General features: G+C 55.7%; 11 protein-coding genes. 4 read left to right on the forward strand and 7 right to left on the reverse strand.

Going from position 1 to position 8,040, the window contains the following annotated elements:
- Nucleotides 1-63: 63 nt before the first annotated feature.
- Entirely contained in the window at nt 64-783 is a 720-nt protein-coding gene (locus GT019_RS30260) for a DsbA family oxidoreductase (protein ID WP_161747185.1), read from the reverse strand.
- 214 nt (nt 784-997) lie between these two features.
- Here GT019_RS30260 and GT019_RS30265 point away from each other — a divergent pair, with 214 nt between their 5' ends.
- Nucleotides 998-1,582, forward strand: coding sequence for a TetR/AcrR family transcriptional regulator (locus GT019_RS30265; protein ID WP_161747186.1), 585 nt, complete (start codon nt 998-1,000; stop codon nt 1,580-1,582).
- 136 nt (nt 1,583-1,718) lie between these two features.
- On the opposite strand, the gene GT019_RS30270 is transcribed toward GT019_RS30265, so the two are convergent.
- Nucleotides 1,719-2,264, reverse strand: coding sequence for a TetR/AcrR family transcriptional regulator (locus GT019_RS30270; RefSeq protein WP_161747187.1), 546 nt, complete (start codon nt 2,262-2,264; stop codon nt 1,719-1,721).
- A gap of 178 nt (nt 2,265-2,442) precedes the next feature.
- Here GT019_RS30270 and GT019_RS30275 point away from each other — a divergent pair, with 178 nt between their 5' ends.
- Nucleotides 2,443-3,195, forward strand: coding sequence for a 3-oxoacyl-ACP reductase family protein (locus tag GT019_RS30275; RefSeq protein WP_161747188.1), 753 nt, complete (start codon nt 2,443-2,445; stop codon nt 3,193-3,195).
- 165 nt (nt 3,196-3,360) lie between these two features.
- On the opposite strand, the gene GT019_RS30280 is transcribed toward GT019_RS30275, so the two are convergent.
- The 4 genes from GT019_RS30280 to GT019_RS30295 all read right to left on the reverse strand — a co-directional run bounded on the left by GT019_RS30280 (nt 3,361) and on the right by GT019_RS30295 (nt 5,413).
- Nucleotides 3,361-3,690 carry a VOC family protein gene (locus GT019_RS30280; RefSeq protein ID WP_161747189.1) on the reverse strand — a complete coding sequence of 110 codons (330 nt, stop codon included), beginning with the start codon at nt 3,688-3,690 and terminating at the stop codon, nt 3,361-3,363.
- Between the two features lie 25 nt (nt 3,691-3,715).
- Entirely contained in the window at nt 3,716-4,033 is a 318-nt protein-coding gene (locus GT019_RS32360) for a winged helix-turn-helix transcriptional regulator (protein ID WP_328804076.1), read from the reverse strand.
- 94 nt (nt 4,034-4,127) lie between these two features.
- Nucleotides 4,128-4,646, reverse strand: coding sequence for a MarR family winged helix-turn-helix transcriptional regulator (locus GT019_RS30290; protein ID WP_161747191.1), 519 nt, complete (start codon nt 4,644-4,646; stop codon nt 4,128-4,130).
- Between the two features lie 194 nt (nt 4,647-4,840).
- Nucleotides 4,841-5,413, reverse strand: a complete 573-nt coding sequence (locus tag GT019_RS30295; RefSeq protein ID WP_161747192.1) for a TetR/AcrR family transcriptional regulator — start codon at nt 5,411-5,413, stop codon at nt 4,841-4,843.
- Between the two features lie 157 nt (nt 5,414-5,570).
- On the opposite strand from GT019_RS30295, the gene GT019_RS30300 reads away from it, so the two are divergent.
- The gene (locus GT019_RS30300) at nt 5,571-6,767 is read left to right on the forward strand and encodes an MFS transporter (RefSeq protein ID WP_161747193.1); all 1,197 of its coding nucleotides are present in this window, start codon (nt 5,571-5,573) and stop codon (nt 6,765-6,767) included.
- Nucleotides 6,768-6,872: 105 nt separating this feature from the next.
- Here the strand turns inward: GT019_RS30300 and pcp are convergent, their stop codons facing one another.
- The gene (gene pcp / locus GT019_RS30305) at nt 6,873-7,520 is read right to left on the reverse strand and encodes a pyroglutamyl-peptidase I (protein WP_161747194.1); all 648 of its coding nucleotides are present in this window, start codon (nt 7,518-7,520) and stop codon (nt 6,873-6,875) included.
- A gap of 259 nt (nt 7,521-7,779) precedes the next feature.
- Here pcp and GT019_RS30310 point away from each other — a divergent pair, with 259 nt between their 5' ends.
- Nucleotides 7,780-7,920: a paeninodin family lasso peptide gene (locus GT019_RS30310; RefSeq protein WP_161747195.1), complete on the forward strand. Its 141-nt coding sequence runs from the start codon at nt 7,780-7,782 to the stop codon at nt 7,918-7,920.
- Nucleotides 7,921-8,040: the final 120 nt, after the last annotated feature.

An 8,040-nucleotide genomic window follows, 5' to 3' on the forward strand; every position in this document is an offset into this window, starting at 1 on the left:
ATGATTTCGTTTAGAACGACGGGCTTACAGATAGCCGCGTTGCCACTGCGTTCGCCGTTGCCGTCAAATGCGGCAAACGCCGTCTCCGCATAAGCCGCCGCCCGATTCGTCGTTCGGGGCGGCGTCCAGCATTTGCAGCGGATGTTCCTCCCGCCACGCCTGTTCGAGGATAGCCAAGAATGCGCTGCTTGTCCTTGCTCCGGATACGGCATACCGGTCATTGATGATATAGAACGGCGTTCCGGCAATCCCCAGCCTCGAGCCGTATTGCCGCTCTTGCTTGACGATATCCTTGTTTTGATCGCCGGCCAGCATCGCCGACACCTCCTCTGCTTGCAGGCCGACCTCGCCCGCAAGCTCGGCAAGCACGGCGCGGTCGCCGATATCCATGGCATCGGTGAAGTACGCTTTGGACACGCGGGTCATCCACGCTCCGGCTTTGCCCCGTGATTGGGCATATACGGCCACGCGAAGCGCGTCCGTCGTATTGGACGGAATCAAGTCGTCGAGGTTATAGGCAAGGCCTGCATCGCCGGCCATCTTGACCACCGATTCGTTTGCTTCTCTCGCGTAATCGGCGGTCATTCCCCCGCCATGGATTCGGGCCGTCCATTCGTAATAATTTTGCCCGGTGTTGCTCGGGGCGTCCGGGAACAGCTGAAACGGCCGGTAGACGAGTTCGACTTGATCCTTGTGCGCGAACCGATTCAGGGCTGCTTCCAGGTTTGTTTTGCCGATATAGCAGAGCGGGCACATGACATCCGACCACACCTCGATTTTCATGCGTTTTCGCCTCTTTTCTCCATTTTGTACTGCTGGGCCAATCCACATGTCCGCATGCTGTCGACAGCAAAATCAACATCGGTTGATTAATTAACATGTATTGATTTATATTATAGAGAGTCCCGGCAGGATCTCAATCGTTAATCGACCGGGAACTGTTAACTAATCAACGCCGCATCGCAAAGTGTTTATCAAAGGACGGTGATCGTGCGCCATGGCAAAATCGGATCGCAGAATCAAGAAGACCCGGGAAGCCATCCATCAAGCGTTGATCGCGCTGATGGCCGAGAAAAGCTTCGAGCATATCACGATCAACCACATCTCGGAAAAGGCCGATCTTAATAGAGGGACGATTTATTTGCATTTCGCGGACAAGTACGATCTGCTCGATCAATGCATGCAGGCTCGTTTGGACGCGATGGCGACGTTCTGCACGTTATCGAGACCGGGCGAGGAAGACACCGATATCGCGCGGTCCCTGCTGCCGATGTTCCGGTACTTCGAAGAGCATTACGCGTTCTTTTCCTCCATGCTGGCGGACAAAGGAATCACCTGCTTTCGGGAGCGACTGATTCATATGGTCCAAAACGGCTTGATCGAACGGCTCTTGACCGAAGCTTCGAACCGGGAAGCGCGGGACGAGGTCGCGGTTCAGTTCATGGCTTCCGCGTACGTCGGCGTCGTGGAATGGTGGATCAAACACCGAATGCCGCTCTCGCCGGAGGTCATGGCGGGGAAGCTCTGGGACATGCTGGAGCTCCACTATGCCGCGATCCGGTTAAGCTCGACGCCCGGATAGCTGCGAACCTGAGCGTTCGGGACGCCGGCCGTATCCGTCTCGACGCACGCAAAGAAGCTGCCGATGCAACGATCGGCAGCTTCTTTGGCGATTAACGCTTGATATCTTCGGCCTTCCCCCGGCCTTTCTTCGATCTTTACAAATTCCGCTCCAGCAAGATACCCAGCTGCTCGGCCAACACTTGATGCGGGAACGGTCTATCGTTCGCGAACCACCATTCCACGACGCCTACATAGGCCGAAGCAACGAACTTTACGATCACCGCTTCGTGCAGCCCCTGGTTTTTTCCTTGCGCGACATCCGCCTCCCCCCCGAACGCTTCGACCAGAAAATCGAGAAACCGAGTCCGGAAATAAGGCGCTCCCTTGCTCGCCAGCATCGTCGAGAAGAAGGGATAGTGGCGTTCGAAGTATTCGGTCCAGACCGGCGAACCGGCGAGATAATCGACGCCTGCCCCAGCGGTGCATTTATTGCGGAGCTCTTGGAAATGCGATTCGATCAGCTTATCGAGCAGATCGTATTTATCCAAATAATGCAGATAGATCGTCCCTCGGCTCACGTTGGCCCGATCGGAAATATCCTGAATCGTAATTTCGTCGAAATTTTTCTCGGCCATCAGCTCGACAACGGCTTTCTTGACCGCTTCCTGCGTTTTGAGTATGCGTCGATCCACTTTGGACAATGTAGGCTCACCGGACTTTCCGTAAATAATAGGCAATTTTAACGCGTGCGTTCAGTAATGTACAGATCGCGCCGATCTAACAATTGCAGCATTAATGAACTCACATATAATTATAGACAGATGTACATTAATACATCAAGGTTCGTGATCTCATTTATTTTGAAGGGAGTTTTGCAGGATGAACGATAGATCCGATTCCCTCTCGGGAAAAGTCGCCTTCGTTACCGGAGGAGCCCGCAGCATCGGGGCGGCAATCGTAAGAAGGTTCGCAAGCGAGGGCGCGTCCGTGGCCTTCACCTATGTCAGCGCGCAAACCAAAGCGGAAGAATTGGTGCGGGAAATTCAAGAAGCCGGCGGCGTCGCGCTGGCCATTCGTGCCGACAGCGCCGACGTCGGCGCCGTGAAGGGCGCCATCGCGGAAACCATCGACGCGTTCGGCGACATCGATATCGTGGTGAACAACGCCGGCATCGCGAACGTGAAGCCCTACGACCAGATGACGATGGAAGAATTCGATCAGCTCGTAGCCGTGAATTTCAGGGCGGTGTTCGCCACGATCCAAGCTGCGGGTCCGCAGATGACAGCCGGCGGACGCGTCATCAATATCGGCAGCATCAATGCCGATTGGAATCCGATCCCGGGAAACAGCGCCTACGCCGCGACCAAAGCCGCAGTGGCCGGGTTGACGCGCGGTTTGGCCCGCGATCTGGCCCCGAAGGGCGTGACGGTCAATACGATTCAGCCGGGGCCGATCGATACGGACATGAACCCGGCGGAAGGTCCTTACGCGTCGCTCGTCGCGGGCATGGTCTCGCTGGGGCGGTATGGCAAACCCTCCGAAATCGCAAGCATGGCCGCTTATCTCGCTTCGCCCGAAGCCGGCTTTATCACGGGCGCAACCATCAACGTCGATGGCGGCGTCGTGATCTAAAGGCTTGCTCAAGCCGGTCTAGGATGCAGCTCGGCCGGCATGAATAGGTTCGGCGGATGAAAACAATCGCAAAAAGCTGGCACCCATATCGGTGCCAGCTTTTTGCAATGCCATATCATTCTCGATGCTCCCAACCTCGGAAGTTCGTTTATAATGCCCATCATCTCATCCGTTATATTCCAGGTTCCATTCGATGCCGTTGCGATCCGTTACGGCCGCATAAAGTCCGCCGGCGGGGACCTCCCTCAATGGCTTGACGATCTTGCCCCCGGCTGCCAATGCCTCGTAAGCGCTGCGGATTTTTTCTTCGGATGCGAATCGGATTATCGCTTCTCCGCTGAATATGCCTTGATAAAACGCGATTTCGTTACGGATATTCGTCTGATGGCCGGTCACTGCGTTGATATCGAATTCGGCAACCCATCCTTTAATCGTATCCCCGGTCCCGAAATCGCCGTTAAAATAGAAGGGAACGTTCCCCTTAATTTCGCTCATGTTTGTCACCTCCTTTCAAGCCTGTTTAAGCATCGTCCATTCGATGACAGTCAATATATTGACTAAACCACCGTTCGAATGCTTCGACCATTTGCCGCATCGCTTCCCCTTTTTCCGTCAATGCGTATTCCACGCGCATCGGGATCTCCGGATACATATGCCGCAGAATCAAGTTCTCGCCCTCAAGCATACGCAGCCGACCGGTCAAGATCTTGCCGGTAATCGGCAGGGTTCGCTTGAGTTCCGAATAACGTTTCGGACCGCTCATTAATTCGTTGACGATGCCGTAATTCCATCTTCCGAATAAAAGTTGGCTGTTCGTTATGAATTTGTTTCTATTCACGTCGCATCTCCGTCTACTCCGGGAGCTCCTGAGCCCCTGTATTGATAAACATCCTGACAATCAAGATCTTGACTAATTGATTAAAAATTTTTCCTTAAATCTCTTTCAGGTTTTCGATCATTCTTTCAAGCAAGCCGACGAACGACGTCAATTCATGCGCGGAAAACCCTTTGAATGTACGTTCGAGCTTCGGCACGGAAAATGCATTGGCGTCGGCCAGCGCTTTTCGTCCTTCGTCGGTGATGCTGACTTTGGTGACGCGCCTGTCCTTCGGAGACTCGTAGGTCGCGACGAATCCATTTTGTTTCAACCGCTGCACCATGCCCGTCATGTTTTGCTTGGTCACGAGCGTGTTGCTCCCCAATTCTTTGAAGGATTGATCGCCGGCTTCCGAAAGAGCGCGAAGAATAAACCATTGGTGCTGGCTGGTCAAGCCGGCCTGCGAGGCCAAGCCGTGCCCGATGCGTTCCAATAACACATTTGTCCGGAAAACATTGTCGATAATCTCTAGTCCTTCGCCTTGATTACTCGTCATTGCCTCAACCTCAATAGTCAATTTATTGACTTTATTATAGGATCGGGGAACGGCTCTGTCAATTGGCAATCGGTGCATATGCGCCGTTCCCCCGATCGTTGGCCGGTTGCCCCGAGGCAAACGGTATAGTCCGCTTTGGACTCGAAATCGCAAACAGCGTCCGCCGCGATCGGATCCATCTTCGAAGCTTCGAAGATACGCGGGGACCCGACTCCATGACGGTGCCGGTTCCCGTGCGTCCTTGCACGCCGGCAGCCATTGCGGGCGGGCTGCTAAGCGCGCAATCCATTGAAGGCCAGCGCGACGATTCCCTTCACGCCTTCGTGATCCAATGATTCGCCCGTGACGAGCAAGCGGTAGAACAACGGACCGTAGAGCAGGTCGACGCCCAAAGCCAAGCTCAAATTCGCCTTCAGCTCCCCGCGCTGCGATCCCCGATTCAACAGCAGCATGGCTTCCGACCTTCTCGGCTGGATATAATGCATCCGGAAAGCTTGCATTAAGGCCGGATCCAACTGGCCCTGTCCGATCAATTCCGCGATGATCCTGCCTTCTGGACCGACCATGAATGCGGTCAAGTTCGTCGCATGGATCAGCACGTCCTCGTAAACGGATCCCGTATCCGGCACGGGCAGCCGATCCGCCGCGGCCGAAAAAAAACCGTCCATGACGACGGCTGCCTTATTCGGCCACCATTTGTAAATCGTCGCTTTGCCCACGCCGGCGCGTTCGGCGATCTTCTCGACCGTGACCTCGTCGAAGCCGCTTTCGAGCAGCAGCTCGTAAGCGGCTTTCAGAATGGCTTTTTGGGCATCCGGACTGCGCGGGCGTCCTCTTGCAGGCATCGGGCTTCTCCCCTTTCAACGCGATATGAATAAGTATATTCGCTTTAATGGATATTAAAAAGGGATTCCTCCCATTTACAAAACGCGGCGTTCAGTATATGATGGCTCCAATGGATTAACTGAACACAACGTTCAGTAATTAAGGAGGGAATTATTCATGCCTACGCCAGCCGCAGACAAGAAGAAAAGCATTTCAACCGGCATGATGCTGCTCTTGGCAGCCGCGTGCGGTCTCATCGTCGCCAATCTGTATTATTCCCAAACGCTCGTCGGCCCGATCAGCGCCGGCTTGGGGCTTCCTTCGGGAGCCGCGGGGCTTATCGTCACGCTCACGCAGGTCGGATACGTGATCGGCTTGCTGTTTATCGTGCCGTTAAGCGACATGCTGGAGAACCGCCGCCTGGTCGTGACCGCCCTCATCGTCGTCGTCCTCGCCTTGGCGGGCGCCGCATTCTCCACCGGATCCGCCATGTTTCTGACGGCCTCGCTGCTTATCGGGTCGGGCTCCGTGGTCGCTCAGATTCTTGTCCCGCTGGCCGCTTTCCTGTCGACCGAGGAGCAGCGCGGCCGCGTGGTAGGCAATGTCATGAGCGGTCTTCTCCTCGGCATCATGCTGGCCCGGCCGGTCGCGAGCCTGCTTGCCGGCCTTTGGGGCTGGAAAACGATTTTCGTGGTCTCGGCCGTTCTAATGGCATTGCTGGCGCTCGTGCTCGCGCGCGTTCTGCCGGTTCGACGACCGAATAAAAGTTTGTCCTACGGCGGCCTCGTGGCTTCCCTGCTAGCGCTATTCAAACAAACGCCGATTCTGAGACGCCGCGCGTTTTACCAAGCCTGCCTCTTCGGTGCCTTCAGCCTGTTCTGGACGACGGTGCCGCTGCACTTGGCGGATGAATACGGCCTGTCCCAGCAAAGCATCGCGTTGTTCGCCTTCGTCGGCGTGGCCGGCGCGATCGCCGCGCCGATCGCGGGCAGATTGGCGGACCGCGACTGGAGCAGGCCGTTGACGATGGGCGCTATCCTGCTCGCGACCTTGTCGTTTCTAGTCATCGCGTTACTTCATGGCCATTCGACCTTCTCGCTGGTGCTGCTGTTCGTGACGGCCATTACCCTCGACATGGCCGTTTCCGGGAACCTTGTCGTCAGTCAACGGGCGATCTATGCCTTGGGCAACGAAACGAGGGGACGGCTGAACGGCCTGTTCATGGCCATCTTCTTCATGGGCGGGGCTGCCGGATCATTCCTTGGCGGGTTAACCTATGCGCATGGCGGCTGGTCACTATCCGCATGGATCGGCGTGCTCTTTCCCCTTCTCGCGCTGCTGTACTTTCTGACCGAACTTCGATCCAAGCGTTAACCGGCGCCTGACGATGGATGCGCTCATTGCGCCATCAACGAAAAGAGCAGACCATGGTCGTGGTCTGCTCTTTTCGTTGGCGACTGCCGCTTCGCATAGACGAAGCTAATGCAATTGACCTTCGGCGGCGCTGATATCGCGATCATATTGCACGCTTGCGCATGCGGCGATTTCGATGGCTCTCACCATCACGTCCAGGCTCATGCTCGGCGTATGCGGCCGCTCCACGGTCTGCGCCGGCAGGAACGGGATATGAACGAATCCGCCTCTGACCGCCGGGAACTCGGTCGCAAGCATATGCTGCAGACCGTAGAAAACATGATTGCATACGAATGTCCCCGCGGTATGCGAGACGGCGGCCGGTATTCCGGCCTCGCGCAGCCGGGCGGCGATCGCCTTGACCGGCAGGGTCGACCAATACGCGGCCGGACCTTCCAAGACGATCGGTTCGTCGATCGGCTGATGCCCTTCGTTGTCCGCGATGCGGGCATCGTCCAGGTTGATGGCCACGCGTTCGACCGCGATATCGCTTCGGCCCCCCGCTTGCCCGACGCAGATCACGACATCCGGCTTCGCCACCAGAACGGCTTGCCGGAGCACGGACAACGAAGTCCTGAACGCCGTCGGAATTTGCCGGACTTCCACTTCGAATTCGTCGTATGTCCGATGTTGAATTCGGCTGACCGCTTCCCATGCGGGATTGACGGCTTCCCCGCCGAACGGATCGAAGCCGGTTAACAGCACTTTGCGCATATCTTCCCTCCACCTATTTGATATAATAGGACGCCTGCTATGAACCCATCATACGAAATACCGCGATTTTCGGCAATCCGACGGCATAATTCATCGGATCTCCACGATTCTCCAAAAATTTTGGCGCAATCTTCCATGCGACCACCCCAATTTCGACGCGGGCTTCGAATGCTATTATTAGACTTCCTCCGGGAAGCGGGAAGAGCCCCATTTCCCACTGTTTGTTGGGGTAATCAAGAATAGAGGAGAGGTTATCGCAATGGCAAACCAAACGGCAAAGAAAGAATGGGCAGCACCGGCATTGGAGGTTCTGAACGTGAACCAAACGATGTACGGCAAAGGCACGACGAACATCGATTTCGTCACCACGGACGACATGGATATCTACAATCCGAGCTAGTCGACCGCCGATTCAACAAAGCAACAAAACAAAAGCCGCGCATATGGTCATACCCCCGTCAAGTAGACAAATGAAAAAAGCTAAGCAGCCAACGCGCATCGATACTCAATCGGTGCGCGT

The sequence above is a fragment of the Paenibacillus glycinis genome (assembly GCF_009909185.1).
Classification (GTDB): domain Bacteria; phylum Bacillota; class Bacilli; order Paenibacillales; family Paenibacillaceae; genus Paenibacillus_Z; species Paenibacillus_Z glycinis.